Origin of the sequence: Mycobacterium paraseoulense (assembly GCF_010731655.1) — a bacterium.
In the GTDB taxonomy this organism is placed as follows: Bacteria; Actinomycetota; Actinomycetes; order Mycobacteriales; family Mycobacteriaceae; genus Mycobacterium; species Mycobacterium paraseoulense.
This window is the reverse complement of record NZ_AP022619.1, coordinates 1,754,523-1,774,889: the sequence shown is the minus strand read 5'-3', so window position 1 is coordinate 1,774,889 and position 20,367 is coordinate 1,754,523. Positions and strand designations below refer to the sequence as shown.

General features: G+C 63.7%; 17 protein-coding genes and 3 pseudogenes. 10 read left to right on the top strand and 10 right to left on the bottom strand.

Annotation, left to right across the window (positions count from 1 at the left end; genetic code table 11):
* The first annotated feature begins 91 nt into the window (after nt 1-91).
* The 3 genes from G6N51_RS08100 (at nt 92) to G6N51_RS08090 (ending at nt 4,178) form a co-directional block, all read left to right on the top strand.
* The gene (locus G6N51_RS08100) at nt 92-1,450 is read left to right on the top strand and encodes a phenylacetate--CoA ligase family protein (protein WP_231984151.1); all 1,359 of its coding nucleotides are present in this window, start codon (nt 92-94) and stop codon (nt 1,448-1,450) included.
* A gap of 22 nt (nt 1,451-1,472) precedes the next feature.
* A complete protein-coding gene (locus tag G6N51_RS08095; RefSeq protein WP_083169393.1) occupies nt 1,473-2,165 on the top strand; it encodes a hypothetical protein in 693 nt (230 codons plus the stop codon).
* Nucleotides 2,166-2,516: 351 nt separating this feature from the next.
* Nucleotides 2,517-4,178 carry a class I adenylate-forming enzyme family protein gene (locus G6N51_RS08090; RefSeq protein WP_082962324.1) on the top strand — a complete coding sequence of 554 codons (1,662 nt, stop codon included), beginning with the start codon at nt 2,517-2,519 and terminating at the stop codon, nt 4,176-4,178.
* 156 nt (nt 4,179-4,334) lie between these two features.
* Here G6N51_RS08090 and G6N51_RS08085 read toward each other — a convergent pair whose 3' ends face one another.
* The 4 genes from G6N51_RS08085 to G6N51_RS08070 are packed head-to-tail and all read right to left on the bottom strand — an operon-like array spanning nt 4,335 to nt 7,549.
* Entirely contained in the window at nt 4,335-5,114 is a 780-nt protein-coding gene (locus tag G6N51_RS08085) for an SDR family oxidoreductase (RefSeq protein ID WP_231984153.1), read from the bottom strand.
* A gap of 40 nt (nt 5,115-5,154) precedes the next feature.
* Nucleotides 5,155-5,904, bottom strand: a complete 750-nt coding sequence (locus G6N51_RS08080; protein ID WP_067919816.1) for an SDR family NAD(P)-dependent oxidoreductase — start codon at nt 5,902-5,904, stop codon at nt 5,155-5,157.
* Nucleotides 5,901-6,518, bottom strand: a complete 618-nt coding sequence (locus G6N51_RS08075) for a TetR family transcriptional regulator (protein ID WP_083169391.1) — start codon at nt 6,516-6,518, stop codon at nt 5,901-5,903. The genes G6N51_RS08080 and G6N51_RS08075 overlap by 4 nt, the downstream gene beginning before the upstream one ends.
* On the bottom strand, nt 6,515-7,549 hold the full coding sequence (locus G6N51_RS08070) for a phosphotransferase family protein (protein WP_083169389.1): 1,035 nt from the start codon (nt 7,547-7,549) through the stop codon (nt 6,515-6,517). The genes G6N51_RS08075 and G6N51_RS08070 overlap by 4 nt, the downstream gene beginning before the upstream one ends.
* 55 nt (nt 7,550-7,604) lie before the next feature.
* Between G6N51_RS08070 and G6N51_RS08065 the strand changes: the two genes are divergently transcribed.
* From G6N51_RS08065 to G6N51_RS08060, 3 genes and pseudogenes are all read left to right on the top strand, one after another.
* Nucleotides 7,605-8,843 carry an acyl-CoA dehydrogenase family protein gene (locus G6N51_RS08065; RefSeq protein WP_083169387.1) on the top strand — a complete coding sequence of 413 codons (1,239 nt, stop codon included), beginning with the start codon at nt 7,605-7,607 and terminating at the stop codon, nt 8,841-8,843.
* 256 nt (nt 8,844-9,099) lie between these two features.
* A pseudogene (locus G6N51_RS29120) lies at nt 9,100-9,250 on the top strand (thiolase family protein); the annotation flags it as partial.
* Nucleotides 9,251-9,502: 252 nt separating this feature from the next.
* Complete coding sequence (locus G6N51_RS08060; protein ID WP_083169385.1) at nt 9,503-10,702, top strand: cytochrome P450; 1,200 nt, start codon at nt 9,503-9,505, stop codon at nt 10,700-10,702.
* An 82-nt stretch (nt 10,703-10,784) separates the two neighbouring features.
* Here G6N51_RS08060 and G6N51_RS08055 read toward each other — a convergent pair whose 3' ends face one another.
* Both G6N51_RS08055 and G6N51_RS08050 read right to left on the bottom strand, forming a co-directional pair.
* Nucleotides 10,785-11,804, bottom strand: coding sequence for a zinc-binding dehydrogenase (locus G6N51_RS08055; RefSeq protein ID WP_083169642.1), 1,020 nt, complete (start codon nt 11,802-11,804; stop codon nt 10,785-10,787).
* Between the two features lie 225 nt (nt 11,805-12,029).
* The gene (locus G6N51_RS08050) at nt 12,030-13,268 is read right to left on the bottom strand and encodes an acyl-CoA dehydrogenase family protein (RefSeq protein ID WP_083169383.1); all 1,239 of its coding nucleotides are present in this window, start codon (nt 13,266-13,268) and stop codon (nt 12,030-12,032) included.
* 55 nt (nt 13,269-13,323) lie between these two features.
* Between G6N51_RS08050 and G6N51_RS08045 the strand changes: the two genes are divergently transcribed.
* The 4 genes and pseudogenes from G6N51_RS08045 to G6N51_RS08030 form a co-directional block, all read left to right on the top strand.
* On the top strand, nt 13,324-14,358 hold the full coding sequence (locus G6N51_RS08045) for a phosphotransferase family protein (RefSeq protein WP_083169381.1): 1,035 nt from the start codon (nt 13,324-13,326) through the stop codon (nt 14,356-14,358).
* A gap of 10 nt (nt 14,359-14,368) precedes the next feature.
* Nucleotides 14,369-14,989: a TetR family transcriptional regulator gene (locus G6N51_RS08040; protein ID WP_083169379.1), complete on the top strand. Its 621-nt coding sequence runs from the start codon at nt 14,369-14,371 to the stop codon at nt 14,987-14,989.
* Nucleotides 14,986-15,735, top strand: a complete 750-nt coding sequence (locus tag G6N51_RS08035; protein WP_083169377.1) for an SDR family NAD(P)-dependent oxidoreductase — start codon at nt 14,986-14,988, stop codon at nt 15,733-15,735. Before G6N51_RS08040 ends, G6N51_RS08035 begins: the two co-directional genes overlap by 4 nt.
* A gap of 14 nt (nt 15,736-15,749) precedes the next feature.
* Nucleotides 15,750-16,342, top strand: a pseudogene (locus G6N51_RS08030) (SDR family NAD(P)-dependent oxidoreductase); the annotation flags it as partial.
* A 529-nt stretch (nt 16,343-16,871) separates the two neighbouring features.
* Here G6N51_RS08030 and G6N51_RS08025 read toward each other — a convergent pair.
* The 4 genes and pseudogenes from G6N51_RS08025 to G6N51_RS08010 form a co-directional block, all read right to left on the bottom strand.
* Complete coding sequence (locus G6N51_RS08025) at nt 16,872-17,651, bottom strand: enoyl-CoA hydratase/isomerase family protein (protein ID WP_083169375.1); 780 nt, start codon at nt 17,649-17,651, stop codon at nt 16,872-16,874.
* Nucleotides 17,652-17,673: 22 nt separating this feature from the next.
* A pseudogene (locus G6N51_RS08020) lies at nt 17,674-18,075 on the bottom strand (thiolase family protein); the annotation flags it as partial.
* A gap of 163 nt (nt 18,076-18,238) precedes the next feature.
* Nucleotides 18,239-18,433, bottom strand: coding sequence for a ferredoxin (locus G6N51_RS08015; protein ID WP_083169371.1), 195 nt, complete (start codon nt 18,431-18,433; stop codon nt 18,239-18,241).
* Nucleotides 18,434-18,628: 195 nt separating this feature from the next.
* Nucleotides 18,629-20,092 (bottom strand): aldehyde dehydrogenase family protein, encoded by a 1,464-nt coding sequence (locus G6N51_RS08010; protein WP_083169369.1) that lies wholly within the window; start codon nt 20,090-20,092, stop codon nt 18,629-18,631.
* Nucleotides 20,093-20,367: the final 275 nt, after the last annotated feature.

The window sequence follows — 20,367 nt, the reverse complement described above, 5'->3', positions numbered from 1 at the left end:
AGAACGTGTCCGCAATCACGTTACGATGTACTGTAGGTGCTACGGCGATAGCAGCGCACCTTGATTACTAACGCCGAACTCGAGGAGAATCGTGGCGAGTCCGACCGAGAGCCCGCTGGCACCGTTCAACGCGTCGTTCCCGGGCGACGACATGGGCCGCTACTTCTATGAGCCCGGGATCGAGACGGCAAGCCGCGAGGAGATCCATGCGTGGCAGGAGCGGCGCATCCTCGAACTTGTGCCGTATGTGTGGGAGCGGTCCGGTTTCTATCGCGAACATTGGGGCGGCGCTGGCGTGCAACCGAGCGACATCCGATCCCTAAACGACTTCTTCGCCAAGATCCCCACGTTCAGCAAAGCTGATCTCAGGGGGTATCGCGAACGCACGGGTGATCCCTTTGCCGGGATCCTATGCGTGGATCGAGCGGAGCTGTCCTCCATCACCTCGACTTCCGGCACCACGTCGTTGCCCGAATTCCTTCCCGAGATCTGGGATGCGGCACCGCCGCTGCCCATGACGTCCACCCGCGCGCTGTGGCAGCTCGGGCTGCGGCCGGGTGATCGCGTGCTGGTCGCGCCGGGGGCGTTTCGTGGGTTCTGGGACGATTACTACCGCCTGCTTGGCCTAGTGCCGGTGTACATCGACACCTGGATCGGTGAGGGCGAGCGGGTCCTGAACGCCGTCAACCGTCATCAGGTCGCATACCTTCAGTTGTTCATGCCGATCGTCATGGAGTTTGAGGCGCTCGAGGCGAAGTACGACATTCGCGACATGCTTTCATCACTCAAAGGCGCCTCGTTCGCAGGCCAGCCGCTGAGCGCGACTCTCGCTCGCAAGGTCCGCGACGAGTGGGGGGTGCACTTGGTGACGTGGACAAGCGCAGGCGACACAGGTGGCGCATGGGAGGGCAATGAACGCGATGGCTACTTCCTGCAGGAAGATACCGTGCTGGCCGAGATCGTTGATCCGGTGACAGGCGTACCGGTGGGCGAGCGCGAGACGGGTGAACTCATCGCGACAGACCTCGACAACGACGCCGCCCCCTATATCCGATTCCGCTCCGAAGATCTCGTACGCGTCAGCCGCGAGCCGGCCATCAGTGGCTGTACCCATACACGAATCTGGGTCATGGGCCGGGCTGGTGACCAGATCCGGATCGGTGGTAAGACTTTTGTCCTGTCAGATATTTGGGCGCCCATAGAGTCGTTACCCGAATGTGCAGACGCGATCTTCCAGATCGTCAAGTACGCCGATGAAATGGGTGCTCTGCGCATCCGGATCGGATATGCGCCCGAACGCACGGCCGACATCGACGAACTGCATAGCCGCGCGGTGCTCACGCTCAAGAACGCCCTCGATGTCGAGGTGGAAGCCGAGCTGATGGCCGTTGACGAGCTGATGAAGCACTCGACGAGTGTGGCGAAGTTCCTCAGGGTGGTCAAGGAATGAACGAAAGCGCGGGAGGCAAGTTATGAGCAGAGCGACCATGGCAGCGGCGTCGGTGACGGTTCCGCGTGCCAGCCTCTATGGCATCGGTTCGTGTCGGGTCGGCACCGAGTTCCGCGACTTCGAGATCGGATGGGATGAAGTCGATCGTGATATCGAGTGGATGACTGCACTCCTGCGCGAAGCCGGTCTAAAGAAGGGCGACCTGGCGCAGATTACCCTGCCGAATTGGGAAGGGCCTTGGTTCACTCCCCTCATTGCCGGGCTAAAACGCATCGGCGTGGTCGTCGCGCTGGCCGAGCAGTTCTCGTGGGATGCGCGTCGCGTCGCCCATTTCGTCGGGAGTCTGCGTCCGCGTGCTTATTTCGGTCTGTGCGCGGAGACGCTCCAGGGGTTGCGCGGGCTCGAGATCGACACCGCGGAGCTGTTGAGCGATGTCGAGATTATCTGGGCGCGTCACGATGCGCTCGCTGAGACCCCAAACCTGGGCTTTTCGGCGCAGCCGCTAGTGCCGCTGGGCCCTGCCCTGGCTGTTGGTGTCCCTGGTGTGGGCGCGGTCGTGAACACCGGTGAGTGGGAAATACGCACCGCGGAGGGGGAATTCGTCGTGTCGACGGCTTCCGATCGCGCTATGCGATTCACCGATGTCGGCACGGGTATCAAAGGAACCGTCGGCAAGCAAACCGAACTTGGCACGACCGTCGAGTTTGAGTTCTGAGCGTGACTGTAATCGGGTAGGGTGCCGGACCCCGTGGCGCTGGCGGTGGCGCGCGATGAATGGATCACCTCAGAGAGGGCCGTCGCAAAGGCCAATCGCACCGTCAGCACGGAGCGGTGACCTGAGATTTGCAGTCTCGCGCAAGCCGATCTGCTCGCGTGGAGTACGCGTACACCTCCCAGGTTTCAGCTAGGTCGTCGATGAATCGCCCTACCGCGGCCGGTGATCAATGTCCGCAGGTCGGGCATCAGGCGTGGCAGCGCCCAGTCACCCATCCTTTGACCTATCGAATCTTCGCTACGGTGGGCCTTGCCATGAGCGGTTGGGAATCCACGCAGAAGCAGCTGACAAATGACTGAGGCCACGACGGCAGGCGCCGCCAAAGGGCCTGCCCTCGGCGCGCTCCCACAGCCTGGCCAGTCGTACGTGCGTGCCACCGACTCGGTCGCCCTGTCCGAGGAAACCATTGATCAGGCACTCGCTCGCCTAGCCCGCGACTGCGGCCAGGATCCGGCATTGCGCTGGCTCGACGAGACAGGGCCCCATACCATGTCATGGGCCGAGGTGCATTCGCGTGCCTGCGCGGCCGCCGCTACCTTCCTTGAACTGAATCCACGGCGTGCGCGGACCGCTATCGTCGCGCCGAATTCGGTCGACTGGATCGTCGCGATGTTCGGATGCGCGATCGCGCGAATGACCGTCGTCCCAATCAGCCCGTCATCAGCTGACGCTGAAGTTGCCCACATGCTTTCGCTCTCGCGGGCGGGACTCGTCTTGGCTTCGAAGCGCTTCGGCGATCGCGAGGTGCTACAAAGGATCGGGCGCGTCGCCGAGACGATTTCAGTCCGCCCGGTGGTGCACGACATCGCTGACTACGACGCGGCGTCGTGGAAGTCCACATCGTACGTCGGCGGGCGTACCGGGGCGGATGAGTTTCTTGTGCAGTTCACATCGGGCACTACCGGGCTACCCAAGGCCGCTGTCCTGTCACATCAAGCGGTGCTGAATACGGCGCGGCTGTTTGTCGATGCAGTTGGGCTTCAGCCCGGTGACATTTTCCTGAATCCACTGCCCTTGCATCATGTCGGCGGCAGCGTGACTGGTCTGCTGTTGGCCTCGGCTGTCGCTGGCACGTACGTAATCATCGAGCGCTTCGATAGCGTCAGTGCCTTGCGCGCGATCCGTGAATTCGCGCCGGCGGCGATAGGATCAGTGCCCACCATGCTGGCCGACATACTCGCCCTGCCGGATGTCTCGCCATCTGACTTCGCGTCCGTGCGCATCGTGATGACTGGTGCAACAGCGGTCGACTCCGGGCTTATCGAGGAGATGGAGCGTCGTCTAAATGTGAAGTTCGTGGTGAGTTATGGCCAAAGTGAGGCCCCTGGCATGGTGACGAGCGCGCCCTCGGACCCGATTGAACTGCGACTTCGGACGCTTGGACACTGTGTGCCGGGCCGCGATTACTACATCTGCGACCCCAACGGTTCACTTCTGGCAACAGGGATGGTTGGCGAATTGTGTGTCCGCGGCCCGCTCACGATGTCTGGTTACCTGAGGGACGACGGTGCCCTTGAGCCTGCGACCGATGACGCCGGTTGGATGCACACAGGTGATCTCTGTTCGATGGATGACCACGGCATCGTGACGTTTCGCGGGAGGATTCGAGATGTGATCATCCGTGGAGGCGAAAATGTCTACCCCGCCGAGGTCGAACATGTCATCACGGCCCACCCATCGGTTGCCGAAGCGGCAGTCTTCGGAGTGCCCGACACCCGACTGGGGGAGCGAGTCGTTGCTGTGGTGCTGCCCGCCGCCGGCGCGACTGTTGACGTAGACGACCTCAGCACGTTCGTCGCGAAGCGGCTGAGCCGCTACAAACGGCCCGTCGAGTGGATGATCGCTGCGACGCTGCCGCGGACGAGCACAGGCAAAGTTCTCAAACATCAATTACAGCAGTGGTACGAGGCAGGCAGCATCACAAATTATTGCCGCGGCCGCGACTCGTTGTGAAATATGGCTAACACCAGCGACTTTCGGCATTCCTCCGCGACGGCTATCTGCAGATCGTCGATCGAGAGAAGGACATCAGCGCCGACCTTCGCGTGGACTTGAATTACCGGCAGTCCGCGAGGATCGAAAGACGGTCAATTCGTCGCTGCGAAGTTCTCAACGAATGGATTGACCGCCGGTGTTCATCCGCTGCAGCCGCTGGTTGGTGCGTTGCAGCCATGCGTCGTAATCGGTGGCTTTGCGCAGGAATGACTCCCCGACGCGGGGGTGGGGTAGTGCTAAGAACTTTCCGGCCTGGGCGGCGTCAAGCGTCAGCCTGGCGCAGTCCTCAGGCTCGACCACGTCGCCAAGGGCAATGAGATCTTGTGTCGCCCCGATGCTTTCGTCGTCCTCGTTGCGGCCGAGCATTCCGGTGTTGACGGCGTTCGGGCACAGGCAGGTGACCTGGATGCCTCGGTGGGCATAGTTCAGGGCCAGCCATTCGGCGAACCCGAGGGCTCCGTGTTTACTCAGGGTATAGCCCATGAAGGATGGTCCGGTGATCAATGCCGCAGACGAGATGGTTTGAATGAGCCAGCCTTCGCCACGTTCCAACATGCCGGGAAGCACTTCCTGCGCAGCCCAGACGTGGGCGAGCAGGTTTACGTCGACGATTCGACGGATTTCCTCGGGCGACTCGGTCAGCCCGTCTCCGGTGTCGCTGAATCCTGCATTCGAGCAAAACACGGCGACCGGCCCGAAGATGTCTTCGGCACGGGCGACAAGGGCGGTGATGGAGTCAGGGGAGCCGACGTCGCTGCGCACGGCGATGCCTCCGACGCGGGTGGCGATCTTCTGCGCGCGTTCGCCGTTGAGGTCGGCGACGACGACCCTTGCACCCCGCGCGGCGAGTTCTTCTGCTAGCGCTCGCCCGATTCCGTGACCGCCGCCGGTCACCACCGCACACCGTCCGTCTAATTGCATGGCTGTTGCTTCCTCAGAGATGCCCGCCGTCGACAGCGAGTACTTGTCCGGTGGTGAACGTGGCCGCATCGGAGGCGAGGTACAGTACTGCGCCCGAGATTTCGTCTGGCTGACCGACTCGGCCGAGTAGCGCGGTGCTGGCCGCGAAGTCGCGTTCGGTCTGCGGCCATGCCTTCATGACGTCGGTGTCGACGGCGCCAGGCATGACCGCGTTGACCCGTACTTTGGGTGCGAAGGCCCGGGCGAACGACTTGGTGAGATTGTTGAGGCCCGCCTTGGCGGCGGCGTACACGATGGCGTGCGAGGCCCCCATGTGTGCGGAGATAGTGCTGATGTTGACCACGGTGCCGCCGCCGTCGGCCGCCATCCGGGTGCCGATGGCGGCGGTCAGTCGGAACGGTCCCTTCAGGTTCAGCGCAATGGTCTTGTCGAAGAGCTCTTCGCTGATCGCATCGACACTGTCGTAACGCACTGACGATCCCGCGTTATTGACCAATATGTCGATGCGCCCAACGGCCGCGTAGGCTTCGTCAACCAGGCGGTCACATTCGGCCCATCGGTTGACGTTGGCGGGCAACGAGAATGCGCGCCGACCAGTGGCGGCGATCTCGGCTGAGGTCTTTTCGCATGCCTCAGAATTGCGGCTGACTACCACGATGTCCGCCCCCGACGATGCCAGCTGCGCGCAGATCGCCCGGCCGATGCCGCGGGTGGCGCCGGTGACAAGTGCAGTGCGTCCGGTCAGATCGAAGAGATTGGTCACTGGTTGTCTCCTCCTCCGTCGAACTTGCCGATTCCCTGCTCGAGCAGGGACAGTGCCGCCCGGATTCGCTCGGCCGGGTCGCCCCGCCCGCCGCCTTGGACCCAAGCGCCGAACTCTGCGGCGGCGACGGCGTTCATCGCCGTTACGACGATGCGCGCGTGCATCGTTGACTCCTTGTGTCCCTTGGGGAAACGTCCCGCCACCAGCGCGACGAGCTCGTCGTCGTTGACCAGGCGCTGGCCGCGGCTGCGGGCATTCAACTCCGGTGCCTGGGCAAGAATGCGGCCCAGTTGCACGACGCGTAGACGGTCTGCTGGTTCGACGTGGGAGGTGGCCAAAAAGGCTTGCCGTAGCGCGGTGACCGGACCCTCGTCGGCCGGGCGCGAAGCCAGCGCGTGGATCAGTCGCTCCCACACATGACGTTCGTAGTCCAGCAGTACTTCGTCCTTGGATGCGAAGTACCGAAAGAAGGTCCGTTCGGAGATTCCAGCGGCGGCGCTGATGTCGCCTACAGTAACCGTGTCAAAACCGCGCTCAGCGAACAACGCGATAGCGGTACGGCCGATGTCGGCGCGTAGCAGGCGCCGTCGCCGATCGGTCAGCGGTTCGGTCATAGCCGTTGCCCGCGCGCAAATTCCGCTGCGCCATGAAGCAATCGAATCACTCGCGGGCCCATGTCTGTGCGGTCGGCATCGACGCCGGATTTGACCTGCCGGGCGTGCGAGCCTTCGAGGATGATGGCGAGTTTGAACAATGCCAGCGCCTCGTAGTAGGGCAGCGCCGAGAGATCACGTCCGGTGCGCTCGGCATAACGAGTCGCCATTTGGGAGCGAGTCGGATAGCCGTCGGCGCCGCCAGCCTGGAGGGTGATAACGGGTTCCTCACCCGGCTCCGTCCAGCGCGCCAGCAGATGTCCGATGTCGAGCAATGGATCACCGATGGTGCCGGTGTCCCAGTCAACGATTGCGGCGAGCCTAGCGGGCGGTTGCGGGCTGACCATGACGTTGAACGGACTGTAGTCGCCGTGAATGATCGCTGCCGGGCTCATCGCGGGTATGTTGGCGGTGAGCCAGTCACTAAGGAAGTCCAGCTCGGGAAGGTCGCGTGTGCGATAGCGGTCGAGCTGAGCCAACCACCGCGGCACCTGGCGCTCCAGGAATCCCTCCGGCTTCCCGAGCCCATCGAGAGCCCTTGCCCGCCAGTCGACTTCGGCGAGATGGACGAGCCCGTCCACGTAGGCCATGGCCAAGTCGTGCCGCAATTCGGGATCGCCGGCGAACGGCTCGGGCAAGTCGAAACCGGGCGTGAATCCGTCGACGACGCCCATCAGCATGAATTCAGAACCAAGTACGTCGGTGTCAGCACAGTACAGCACGGGCTGCGGGTGCGGAACCGGTGTGCCTTCGAGGGCGTGCAGAATGCGCCACTCGCGGTGGGTGTTTGACGCGCTCGGGTCATTCTTCACCACGGGTGGGCGGCGCAGGACCCAGGCGTCGTCGCCGCGTGCTACGCGGAACAGTGCATTGGCGATTCCGGTGCTTGCCCCGATGCGTTCAGCCGTCAGCGGCTGACCACGGCCAGGGAGGCGGTCGCCGATCCACTCGTCGAGCCGGCCAATGTCGACAAGGTGTGCGGTGGTGGTCATCGCTCCGAAGATAGCAATCTTGACAGTGGGTGTCAATGATGGCAGGGTATGACACATGATCAACTTCGAGTTGCCTCATGAGGTTTGTGAACTGCGGACGCGTGTCGCCGCATTCATCGACGACGTTGTGCTGCCAGTCGAGCCTCAAGTCGGCGCGCGGCCCTTCTTCGAAATCGTTAAAGAGCTTCAGGCCGAAGCGCGCGCTGCCGGGTTGTGGTGCCCGTTCGTTCCGGTCGAATACGGCGGAATGGGCCTCGGTCATCTGGCGAACGCGGTCGTGCAGGTCGAGGTCGGGCGCGCCTTCAGTCACCTGGGTGCCTGGGCGATGAACTGCATGGGCCCCCAGGACGCGACGATGCTCACGCTGATCGAGCATGGAACCGACGAGCAGAAAAAGCGCTATCTGGAGCCGCTGGTCAACGGTGACATTCGGGTCTGTTTTGCGATGACCGAGCGTGCGGCCGGTGCCGATGCAACCGGTATGCAGACCGCGGCCGTGCAGCGAGGGCCGGATTGGGTTCTCAATGGCGAAAAGTGGTTCACCTCCGCCGCTTCCATCTCACAACTGGCATTGGTCATGGCGAAGACCGATCCCGACGCGCCGCGCCATCGCCAGTACACGACGTTTCTCGTCGAGTTGCCCAATCCTGGCTTCGAGATCATCCGCAACATTCCGGTTATGGGAGAGACCGACGTGCCGGCCTTCCACGGTGAGGTGACCATGGGTCACGCGGAAGTCCGCATCCGCGACCTAGTGGTCCCCGACGAGAACATTCTCGGCGGCCGTGGCGAGGGCTTTGCGATGGGGCAGCATCGGCTCGGATACGGCCGGCTCCGGCACGGGATGTGGAGCGTGGCCAAAGCTCAGGCAGCCTTGGATATGGCCACCGCACGTGCGTGCGAGCGTGTCACCTTCGGCAAGCGCGTCGCCGATCGGCAAGGCATCCAGTGGATGCTCGCCGATTGCGCCGAGAAGCTCTACATCACGCGACTGATGATCCTGCACCTGGCCTACAAAATGGAGCACGGGCACGACCTGCGCATCGAGAACTCGATGGCCAAAACCTATATCGCCAACATGCTGATCGAGGTGATCGACACGGCGTTGCAGATACACGGGTCCTTGGGCTACACCCACGACCTGCCGTTGGCGGCCTGGCTCTCAGAGGCGAGAATGAGCCGCATCGTCGACGGCCCCGATGAGGTGCACCGGTGGACCGTCGGGCGCAATGTCGTCAAGGCTTACGAAGCGACCGGCACCACGGCGACCGCAGCAGGCGGGGAGCTGTTTTGACCCAACGATGGCCTCCAACAATGTTTCGGGCCCATGCCTCTAGCCATCAACTGCCAGTGCAGCCCGGTGAACTTCTGTGAGCGGCTCGAATGAACATTGAGGGCACTGTTGGGCTAATTGCCGGGGCCGCAGGTCGCGCCTCTGCGCTTTGTCGCCGATTCGCGCGCGACGGCGCTAAGGCCGCGGGCGGTGGATCTCGCACTGCACCTTGCGATACGTGGCCTTGCTATACCAACGCCGAGGAGAACGAGAATCTATGCGCGACTCCGTAATCACTGCAGCCGTCCGGACCCAATCGCCAAACGCAACGGCGGTCTGGCCGGCGTTCATGCCGCGGAGTTGTCGGCCACGGTGCTGAACGGTTGATCGAACATGCCGGTATCGCGCCGGAGTCGGTTGACGATGTGCACCCGCACTAAAGCACCACCATTCTGGCAGATAATTCGGTTGATTGCCGGATCGCCCTCAGCTCAAGTTGCCTGGCTTGTCGAAGGACTCGCACGGCTGCGTGGAAGTGTTCCGAGGCCGATCGCGCCCACCTGAGCGGATCGAAACGTCATCGGCCGGTATCGGATGGCGACCGGCAGATGGTACTGTGCTATCCATCACGTTACGACGTAAAGTCAACGCTCCGTGCCTGGTCCAACAGTGAGGTACCGATGACGCAAGCCACCCGATTCGACCCCCGCTTTGCCCCGCTGACTCTGCAGGTCAAAGATATGGCCGAGCCGCAGCCGATCTACCACCAAAAGGCCGCCGAGGTCCGTGCCGAGCGGGTCGAGGGTGTGGTGACGCTGTATCGGCTCGAAGACATCGTGGCCATCAATCGACACCCGGGGATTCTCGGTACCGGTGGCCGCGGTGGTTCCTTCGGCCACGAAGGCAAGCTGATTCCGCTCGAAATCGACGGGGAGGACCACCGCAAGTGGCGCCGTCTCCTGGACCCGATCTTCGCCCCGAAGAAGATCGCCTTCCTCGAAGACCAGATCCGTACGCTGGCCCGCGAACTGATCGCACAATTCAAGGCAGCCGGGCATACCGAGTTGCACGACTCCTACTGCGTTCCGTTGCCGTGCCTGACATTCCTGCGTTTGTTCGGGGCGCCGGTCGAAGACCTTGATTTTTTTGTAGAGTTCAAGGACGGCGTGATCCATCCGCAGGGGGAGACCATGGAGGAAGCCGAGGCCAACATGATGGCCTCGGCGATGAAGATCTACCAGTACTTCGCGACGTTCCTGGCCCAGCGCAAAGCTGAGACTGAGACCAAACCGGACATCATCTCGACATTGCTGCACTCGGAGGTCGGCGGCAGGCCGTTGACCGATGAGGAGATGGTCAACATCATGTTCCTGTTCATGTTCGCCGGGCTGGACACGGTGACCTCGTCGATGTCGTGCGTTTTCGCCTGGCTTGGGCAACATCCCGAAGAGCGTGACCGGCTGGCCGCCGATCACTCGCTGATCCCGGCTGCCATCGAGGAGTTGATGCGCTACGAGTCACCGGTTCCGTCCGGGCTGCGCTACGCCGAGGAGGACATAGACCTCGGTGACGGGTTGGTGATCCGCGCGGGGGAGTCCATCCATGCCGTCTGGGCGGCGGCCAACGTCGACCCGAATGCCTTCGAGGACCCGCTGACCGTCAAACTCGACCGCGGCCGCACCAACCACATCGTGTTCGCCAGCGGCACCCACCGCTGCCTGGGTTCGCACCTGGCGCGCCTCGAACTGCGGATCGCCACCGAAGAACTGCTCGCAGCGATCCCCGACTTCGCGGTCGACTCCACTGAACCGCTGCAATACAACAACGCAGCGGTACGCGCCGCGCTGAAGCTACCGGTGGCGTTCACGCCGTCGGCCTGATTTCATAACGCCTGATCGCGGGCCGGATGGTGTCGAGCTGCACTTGAAGGCCCGCGATCAGCGTGCTTCGTCGGCGGTCATGTCAGGGAGCGACCAGGACCTTGCACTGCCGACCGGGATCGGTCAGGTCGACGAAGGACTGCCCGATCTCGCCCAGATCGACGACGGCGGTGACCATCGGCGTAACGTCGATCGCACCATCGGCGATTAGCCGCAGCGCCTCGCCGAACTCCTCGGGCGAGTAACCGTTGGCGAATGTCATCACCAATTCCTTTGATGCGCCGTAAATCATGTGCAAGGTGTCGGCCTGCATGCATACCCCCGCGATGAGGATACGGCTGCCGCTCGGTGCTCGGCACATGGCTTCGTCGAGCACCCCCGGCGCTCCTGCGGCCTCAAACGTGACGTCGGGGGTGACGAGATCGAACGGGGATCTCACGGCGGGGTCGACAGCATGGTGCGCGCCCATCGATATCGCAATGGTTCGGCGCAGCGGGGAAGGGTCAGCCGCCACAATCGACTCGACGCCGCGTGCTCGCAGCACCGCAATGATTGCCAGACCGACTCCGCCGCAACCGAGCACGAGCGCCGACTCGCCGGGCCGCAGCGCCGCCTTGCTCACCGAATGCACGCCGACGGCAACGGGCTCGGTGACGGCCGCGGCGGTCGGCGCCACCCCGTTGGGTACGGGAAGCAGCAGCGGCGCGGCCAGCAGCATCCGCTCGCCGAAGCCGCAAGACGCCGTATTGCTGTACACAAGGGGCTCGATCCCGGAGTCGGACAGCAGCGCAGGCATGGAGGTAACGATGGTGCCGCGCTTCGGCCCGTCGGTGCCAGGCCCGTACTCGAGCACCTGGGCGCAGAACTCGTGACCCATATACACATCCCGACTCAGGTCGACAGCGAGCTTCGCGAATGGGGCATCGCCGCCAATGGTTTCGGCGATGGCCACCATCTCGGGGCCGTGGGCGGCGAACTGCAGGTCCGATCCGCAGATCCCGCAGGCCTTGACCTCGACCAGTACCTGCCCGGGCCCGGGAACCGGTTCAGGGACGTCGTCGACCACTGTCATCGCTCCGTGGCGGAGCACCGCGGCTCGCATCACTGGACCCCATTCTTGGATAGCTAGATACTCGGACTCGACTGCTTTGTTGCCCTGGTGTGTCGAACGCTGACACGCAGCGTGGTGCCCTGGCGCGCGACAGCTTCGGTATCGCCGACGGCTCCTTCGAATCGGCAAACACGGCTACGGTAGCCAACTCAGCCGACTGTGTCGACGCCTGCCCGAGTCGTCTGTGGCTGAGTCGCGCTGTGCTGGTGACGCTGCTCAGAAGAGGTCGCCGCCGGCCGCGCCGGCGGTGGTGCCCGTTGCCTCGAACGCCTTGATCACGCTGCGCCCCACCGTCCAGCGGTGCACTTCGTCGGGCCCGTCGACAATGCGGTTCATCCGCGCCTCTGCCAACCAGGCCGCTAGGGGCAGATCGTGTGAGTATCCGAGTGACCCGTGAATCTGCAGGGCGGTGTCGACGACATCGATGAGCATGTTGGCAATGTAAGTCTTGGCGATGGAATTCGCGATCCGCAAGTCGAGCCCGCGTTCCATCTTGTAAGCCAGGTGCAGGATCATCAGCCGGGTGATGTAAAGCTTCTCGGCGCAGTCGGAGAGCATCCACTGGATTCCCTGACGATCAGCCACCCGTTTGCCGAAGGTGACTCTTTCACATGCCCGCGCGGCCGCCATGTCAAGCGCTGCTTGGGCTTTCGCGATGCTCCACATGCCGTGCCGCAGCCGGCCGTAGCCGAGGCGATGCTGGCCCATGGCAAAGCCCTGTCCAAGTCCGCCGAGAATGTTCTCGTGGGGGACAACGAGGTCGTTGATGCGCACTTCGGCGTGGCCCATCTGGATTTCGCCTTGGTAGGTGGGGATATCGGATTCGCCCATGATCGGGATATTGCGGACGATATCGAAACCCGCGTTGGGCAGCTCCACCAAGAAGGTGGTGTATTGCCGATGACGAGGGGCGTCGGGATCGGTCTTGGCCATCACCAGTGCCAGCTGAGAAATGGACGCCCCTGAGGTGTACCACTTCTCGCCGTTGAGGATCCAATTATCGCCCTCGCGCACCGCGCTGGTCTGCATGCCGGTGGCATCGGCGCCGGCGGCTCTTTCGGTCATGGCAAAGCAGACCCGGATATCGCCGTTGACCAGCGGGACCAGGTAGCGCTGCTTCTGCTCCTCGGTCCCGTGCTCGATGAGGGTCAGCATGGTCGCGTCCTGTGGGCCCATGCAGTTCAACGCCCACGCACCCAGATGGCTGAACGCGCGGCCCACTTCGACTTGCACGACGGCATTGGCCAAGTGTCCCAACCCCATTCCGCCGTACTGCACCGGTACGAAAGGGCACCACAACCTTTCCGCGCGGGCCTTGTCCTGGACCTCCTTGACGATGTCGAAGAAGGGACGCGTGCCGATCTGTGGCTCCGCCGGCAGCACCACCTCGTCGATGAAGGTGGCGACCCGGCTGCGCAGTTGCTGAATCTCAGCCGGGAGCTCGAAATCGATCATGTGACATAGACTGACAGTATTGACAGTGACTGTCAACAACCGTTAGCTTCAGTGCATGGCTTCGACCACGACGCTGCTCGACGTCGACCGGCTCGACTCGTGGATCGGGGACCAGTTGCCCGGTTGTGGGACCCCGATGACGGCTGAACGGATCGGCGGGGGGACCGGAACGGCAAACGTGTTATTCCGGGTGGCGCGCGGTGAGCACGCCTGGGTGTTACGTCGGCCGCCAGCGGTAAAGAACCACCCAACTGCCTCGAATACATTGCGGGAGTGGCGTATCCTGCAGGCTCTGGACGGCACCGACGTGCCCCATCCACCGCCGGTGCTCTACTGCGAAGATGCCGAAGTGCTGGGCACCGAGTTCATGTTGATGTGCGTGGTGGATGGATTCACGCCGGGGTTCGAGCTGCCCGAACCCTTTCTCGGTGACATCACCCTGCGGCACGGCCTAGCGATGGCCTACGTCGACGGACTGGTCCACCTGGCCGCGGTGGACTGGCGACGGCGCGGTCTGGCTGACCTTGGCAAGCCCGAGGGATTTCTGGAGCGCCAAGTGCCACGATGGCTCGCCCAGCTGGAGCGCTACAGTACCCGCGAGCTCCCCGAACTCGAATTCCTCGCCACCTGGCTTTCCGCCAACACCCCGACCATGAGCCCGGCCGCGCTCATCCATGGCGACTACAGCCCATTCAATGTAATGGTTGCCCCGCAGCCGCCGGCCCGCTTGGCCGCAATCGTCGACTGGGACACCGGCACCATCGGCGATCCGCTGCTCGACATCGGGCACCTGCTCGCGCGGTGGACCGAGCCCGGTGAAGATCCGATCATCACCGAACGGGCGGGCGGCTCGGCCGGCTACCCGAGTCGTCAGCAGATGGCGGACCGATACGCCAACCTCAGCGGACGGGACCTCACCGCGCTGCCCTACTACCAGGCTCTGGCGTTGTTCAAGCTGGCCGTGATCCTGGAGGGGTCGCACGCTCGGCAGGTCAAGGCGGGCATCGACCCGGACCGAACCGACATGGGACCTCGGGTGATTCGCCTGCTCGCCGGGGCTGCGGAGTTCGCCCGCGGGCAGCGCAAGTGAGGTTGCGAGCATGACCGAACCACTCACCGAGCGACGCCGACGACTCGTGCGCGACGACATCGGCCGGGCCGCCGTGCGTCTGTTTGCCGACCAGGGCTACGACAACGTCACCGTCGCCGACATCGCCGCAGCGGCGGGTATATCCGAGCGCACCTTCTTCCGGTACTTCGCGACTAAGGACGATGTGCTGTTGGCTTACGAACGTCACCTGTGGGACCGTCTCGTCGCCGCGGTGGCCGCCCGCCCGGCCGACGAAGGCCCCGTCACCGCGTTGCGTGAGGCATTCCTGTCGACCTCTCGTGTCGAACCGGCCGACCGGTCGCGGGCTGCGCAGCTGGGCAGCATCCTCGCGCGGGCACCCGAACTCAACGCCCGCAGCCGAGGCCATCGCCTGCTCAACGACTCCGATCTGATCGAGCAGGTCGTGGCCCGCTTCCCGACGAGCACCGCCACGACGCGTGGCCAGGCCCGGGTGATCGTGACCGCGATGAATGCGGTTGCGGCAGCGGAATTCGGCGCTTGGTCGGAGTCCGGCGGCCGCGGTGACCCAGCGGCTCGCATCGGCGCGGCGCTGGCCGTGCTAGAAGAGGGACTCGCTCGATTCGACCGTCCCAAGGAGTGCATGTCGTGACCGACGGCTTCGACCTGTCCGGACGTACCGCCTTGGTCACCGGCGCTACCCGGGGCATCGGGCGCGCGATTGCCGCACGACTGGCCGCTGCCGGCGCCGACATCATCGTGACGAGCCGAAAAGCCGACGCCTGCGAACAAACCGCCGCCGAGATCGCCGCCAGCGGGCGGCGCGCGTATGCGTTGCCCGCCAACGTGAACCGCTGGTCGGAATGCGACGGCCTGGTCGCTCAGGCCTATGAGACAGCCGGCCGGATCGACATCCTGGTCAACAACGCGGGCTCCTCATTGCGCTACGACAATGTGAATTCGATCGGCGAGGAACTGTTCGACAAGACAATCGCACTCAATCTCAAGGGTCCCTTCCGACTCAGCGCGCTGATTGGTAGCCGGATGGCCGCCGACGGTGGCGGCAACATCGTCAACATCTCGACCATCTCGGCCCAAATCGGTGCCGGCCACGCCATCGTCTATGCAGCCGCCAAAGCCGGCCTGAACAACCTCACCAAGTCGTTCGCGCAGACCTTTGCCCCTAAGGTGCGCGTGAACGCGGTAATGCCAGGCGCCGTGGAGACCGACGTGATGAAGGCGTGGCCGCAATCCGAGCGTGAACTGGCCAGTGCTACAGCAGTGCTGGGAAGATTCGGAACCCCTGACGAAATATCGGGCGCCGTACTGTATCTGGTCTCCGATGCCGCGAGTTTCACCACCGGGCAAATCCTGGCCGTCGACGGCGGACACCTCTGAGAGCGGGAACCGATATGGAGCTGAACGGACGCTGTGCGGTTGTCACCGGCGGGGCACACGGAATCGGCCGGGCGCTGGCCGAGGAACTCACCGATCGAGGCGCCCGCGTCGTGGTAGCCGATCTCAATGTTGAACGCGCGCAACGGGTCGCTGCGCGGATCGGTGGTCTCGCCGTCGCTTGCGACGTCGCTGCAGTAGATGACATCACAGCACTGGTAGCGCAGGCCGAGGACGCTTTCGGACGGGTGTCGGTGTTCTGTTCCAACGCCGGGTACTCCGACAGCGGCGACGGCCTGACCCAGACCCCAGACCAAGTACGACACATCGTCGACGTCAACCTGCTCAGCCACGTGTGGGCCGCCCAGGCGGTCCTGCTGGGCATGCTTGAACGCGGGGAGGGATGGCTGGTCAGACGATTTCGTCGGCGGCGCTGATCACGGGCCCGTCGTTCATGGGCTACACGCTGAGCAAGCACGGGGCTCTTGGATTCGCCGAGTGGGTGGCGCTGAACTATCGGCGTCGCGGCATCCAGGTCACCTGCCTGTGCCCGAATGCGCTGAACACCGGGATGCTGGGGCGGAACGAGGATGATGAAAGCCTCACGCCCACTGCCGATATCGCGGCTCTCGGAGACGTCGTGGAACCCGAGGAATGCGCGCGCCAGGCGCTCGACGCCACTGCCGCTGGCAAGTTCTTGGCGTTACCCCCATCCCCCGGTGGGGGAGTCTTTTCTGCGCAAGGCGACCGATTATGACGCCTGGCTGGCCCGCACCAACCGGCGGCTGCAGAAGATGCAGACGGCGGGACGCACCCCGGCCGGGCGGTGAAGCTTCGTTGTCCACAGCCGTCGGGGGGGTCATGATCGCCATACCACCCGGCAGTCGATCAGCCTGTCCTGTAGTCCGTGATCGATGCGAGCGGGATTCCACGCGAGTCCGATCGAGCAGTGTGGTGCCTCGAGTCGGCGGAAGATGAGGTCGCTTCGCTGCCACATGAGTGGAATGAAGGCGGGCAGAGTCAGAAACCCCGCACCGTCGGCGATTTCGCTGAGGAGATCCGACACGCTCCTCGGACGCCGTGCCAGTCGCCGTGGGGGCCATCTCATCGTGGTTGTTATATGCGGTCTTATTCCGGCACTAGCCCTTCCCTCCGTCGGCTTTGGCCGCCAAGTCACGCGCGATTCTGGCCACCTCGGGTTGGCTGAAGGAGACCTCCTCGGCGGCAAGCGCATACGGAAGGACCCGCCCTGCCGCGGCATTGAGGTGCAAGTTGACTGCGCGCTTGGTGTCCTGCAACGCCTGCGCCGGATGTGCGGCGAGCTTGTGGGCGAGTTCGAGTGCGGCGGGCATGAGCTCCTCAGGAGCTAACACCTTGTTGGCCAAGCCAATCTCCTTGGCGTCTTTTGCGTAGATGCGTTCCCCGGTGAACAGATACTCCTTGGCGCGCAGGATGCTCATCATTGCGGGCCATGTGATAGCTCCACCGTCGCCGGCGACCAGACCCATGGTGACATGCGTGTCGGCAATGAATGCGGTATCCGCCATGTACACGATGTCGGCCATCGTGGCCAGGCTGGCACCGAGTCCGACTGCGGGGCCGTTGATTGCCGCGATGACCGGCAGGTGGAAGCGCAGCATTTCGGTGACCAGCCGGCCGGCTTCGCGCATGCCGTGTCGCCGCCGGTCAACGTTGGTGACCTTCTCGAGGAAGCCGGACACGTCGCCTCCGGCGCAGAACGCCCGCCCCGCACCGGTAAGCACCACGACGCGGGCCTCCCAGTCGCTGGCGATCCGCTGCCATACGTTGCACAGCTCCAGATGGAGTTCATAGGAGAGCGCATTGAGGCTGTCGGGTTTGTTCAGTGTGACGATACGGACCGCCCCGTCAGACTCGATCTTGAGGATTTCGTCGCTCATGGTGCCTTGCTCCTTAGGTCGGGCCCTTCGTGAAGGGCTTGCGCTTCCGGGTCACCGGAGTGGTGGATAAAGACTCCATGCCGCCGGCGAAGAATGCAGAGCTCATCCCCGCGGCAATCTGTCCGGCGCCGATCGCGATCGCCGAAAGACTCGAAGCGCATTGCCGATTCACGGCCACGCCGGGGATGTCGGTCAGGCCGAGCTCGACGGCGATGTATCGGGCGGAGTCTCCACCGCCCTGCGTTACCTCGGCCAGGACGAAGTCGTCGAAGTCGCTGAGCACAAGACCAGACCGTTCGATGACCGCCGTCGTCACGGGCTTGGCGAGCTCGACCGCGGGCATGTTCGCCAACGTTCTCTTGCGAGCGGTGCCGATGCCGCTACGGCCGACGGGGATGATCGATGCCTTGGAACGTGACCGCACGGTTCCTCCGAGGTCGGACGTTAGATCTCAAGATAGCTTTCTGAGCAAATTGCGCGTTGGGAGCGTATCCCGCGCCAGGGGAGTCATTGCACCGCCGAATTGCGTTGTGCTTGCGCTAACTCACCGAAACACCATCAATCGTTGCGCGGCACCGCGACCGCGCCTAATCCTCGTCAAGGACGAGCGCGCGTTCGGGGCAGGCGCCCGCTCCTGCGCGTGCGGTCTCGACGTCTTGCGGTGCGACCTCCGTCGTCGTCAGCGACGAGTAGCCGCTGTCATCGAGTGGGAACATGTCCTGATTGACGGCGTAGCACTGCGCGTGGCCGACACAGTGTTCGCGTTGCAGCCGTAACTTCATGGCGAATCACCTCCGGATCGCGTCTTCTCGCCGCGTCTACGCGACGGCGACGCTCTAAAAGAATATAAACATTTGCCTTTTCGACCTCATTCTATCCAACCGCGCCGGCGGTCGCCCGGCCGTGGGGAAGGCCCCGACCGTGCCGCGTGCCCTGGGGTACCCGGCACGGTCGGGTTCGACGGGCGCTGTCCTGGCTCAGCAGGGGCTGGCGATGGTCTTGATACGGAGATACTCCGCGAAGCCCTCGACGCCGTGCTCCACACCAACGCCGCTGATGCCCCATCCGCCGAATGGTCCGTCGGGCGAGAGGTAGAAGGAGTTGTTGATATTGACCGTGCCTGCATTGAGTCGTCCGGCGACCGCCCACGCCCGCTCCTCGTCGGCAGACTGGACGTAGGCCGACAGACCGTAGCGGGAGTTGTTGGCCACTCGCACCGCCTCATCGTCATCACCTTCGTAGCGGACGACCGTCAGTACGGGGCCGAAGACCTCGTTCTGGGCGATCTCCGCGTTCTCGTCGACGTCGACCACCAGGGTCGGCTCGTACCAGAACCCCCTGTCGCGATCGCCGCGCTTACCGCCGACGGGCACTTTGGCTCCGGCCTGCTTCGCGCGGTTGACGAGACCCTCCATCCGATCGACCTGCTCGGCCCGGATGATCGGGCCCACGATGTTGTTCGGCTCGGTCGGGTCACCCCAGGGCATGTTCCCGATGTTGGCCGTTAGCCGCTCGACGACGTCGTCGTAGATCGATTCGTGGACCACCATGCGGGTTGGCAGTGCGCATCCCTGACCGCTGGTTGCCATGCACATGAATGTCCCCATAGCGCAGGAAGAATCGAGGTCGGCGTCGGGAAGCAGCACGTTGGCCGACTTACCGCCCAACTCCAGGACGACCTTGCGGCTCCCGATGGCCGCGCGCTGTTGAACTCGTTCGCCGACGCCGGGGGAGCCGGTGAAGTGATACAGATCCACACGCGGATCGCCGGTGAGGGCATCACCGGCGATGGCCTTGTCCGCTGAGCTGATCGTGTTGACTGCGCCGGCCGGAATGTCGGTGTGTTCGGCGATCAGCTGAACCATGCGCGCTGCGGTCAGCGGTGTATCTGGGGCGCTCTTGAGCACGACGGCGTTCCCGGCGGCGAGGCTGTGGTGGATCTTCCAGATGGCGGTCATGAAAGGGGCATTCCACGGGGTGATAGCCCCAACCACGCCGTACGGCTGGTAGCGCACGCGCCGGTTGGACCGCATCCCCAGAAGTTCGTAGGGCCCCAGCTCACGCTCCCAGGGGAACGACGTGGCCAGGTCATTGAAAAAGTCCATTCCCTCGATCATCGCGTCGACGTGCGTGCCCATCACCGCGGTGCACACACCTGCTTCCGATGTCACGATGGTGCGCAGTTCCTCGACGTCCTTGCGGAGTGCTTGGTGGAATTGCTCGAGGCAGTGGCGCCGGAACGCGTGGTCGGTGGCCCACGTCGTCTCATCGGCTACCCGCCGGGCAGCTGTGACCGCGTCGGCCACGTCCTCCGGGCCGGCATCGGCGGCGGCGGCCACCACCGATTCGTCCGCGGGATTGATTACGTCGTAACGATTGCCCGAGCGGGCTTCTCGGAACTCTCCGTCGATGAACAGCCTGCCCTCGTATCCAGCACCCATGGCACCCAAAACCTCTCTCGCGAAGCCCAACGGCATTCGCACGCTCTAATAGGACACTCATTTAGCAGACTAGCGTGATGGCAGTCACCGCACAATGGTGCCCCTGCGAGTGATGCGACAGTTAACGGAATCTACTGTCGAAGCAGGTGTCGACGGCGTTGTCCACGGCCCGAGCGTGTGGAGCAGGAACCACCGATTTACCTGATGGGTATCCTTAATTGGCCGGACGGTAGCACTCGCCGCGGTGCTGTCGTTGCACCGTCGGTTAGGCCTAC

What these genes read in the sequence shown, in the direction of transcription:
- G6N51_RS08010 (WP_083169369.1), bottom strand. Translation starts at nt 20,092, where the DNA reads ATGGGTGCTGGATACGAGGGCAGGCTGTTCATCGACGGAGAGTTCCGA.
- G6N51_RS08055 (WP_083169642.1), bottom strand. Translation starts at nt 11,804, where the DNA reads ATGCGAGCCGCGGTGCTCCGCCACGGAGCGATGACAGTGGTCGACGAC.
- G6N51_RS08095 (WP_083169393.1), top strand. Translation starts at nt 1,473, where the DNA reads ATGAGCAGAGCGACCATGGCAGCGGCGTCGGTGACGGTTCCGCGTGCC.
- G6N51_RS08040 (WP_083169379.1), top strand. Translation starts at nt 14,369, where the DNA reads ATGACCGAACCACTCACCGAGCGACGCCGACGACTCGTGCGCGACGAC.
- G6N51_RS08065 (WP_083169387.1), top strand. Translation starts at nt 7,605, where the DNA reads ATGATCAACTTCGAGTTGCCTCATGAGGTTTGTGAACTGCGGACGCGT.
- G6N51_RS08015 (WP_083169371.1), bottom strand. Translation starts at nt 18,433, where the DNA reads ATGAAGTTACGGCTGCAACGCGAACACTGTGTCGGCCACGCGCAGTGC.
- G6N51_RS08090 (WP_082962324.1), top strand. Translation starts at nt 2,517, where the DNA reads ATGACTGAGGCCACGACGGCAGGCGCCGCCAAAGGGCCTGCCCTCGGC.
- G6N51_RS08045 (WP_083169381.1), top strand. Translation starts at nt 13,324, where the DNA reads ATGGCTTCGACCACGACGCTGCTCGACGTCGACCGGCTCGACTCGTGG.
- G6N51_RS08060 (WP_083169385.1), top strand. Translation starts at nt 9,503, where the DNA reads ATGACGCAAGCCACCCGATTCGACCCCCGCTTTGCCCCGCTGACTCTG.
- G6N51_RS08070 (WP_083169389.1), bottom strand. Translation starts at nt 7,549, where the DNA reads ATGACCACCACCGCACACCTTGTCGACATTGGCCGGCTCGACGAGTGG.
- G6N51_RS08050 (WP_083169383.1), bottom strand. Translation starts at nt 13,268, where the DNA reads ATGATCGATTTCGAGCTCCCGGCTGAGATTCAGCAACTGCGCAGCCGG.
- G6N51_RS08075 (WP_083169391.1), bottom strand. Translation starts at nt 6,518, where the DNA reads ATGACCGAACCGCTGACCGATCGGCGACGGCGCCTGCTACGCGCCGAC.
- G6N51_RS08025 (WP_083169375.1), bottom strand. Translation starts at nt 17,651, where the DNA reads ATGAGCGACGAAATCCTCAAGATCGAGTCTGACGGGGCGGTCCGTATC.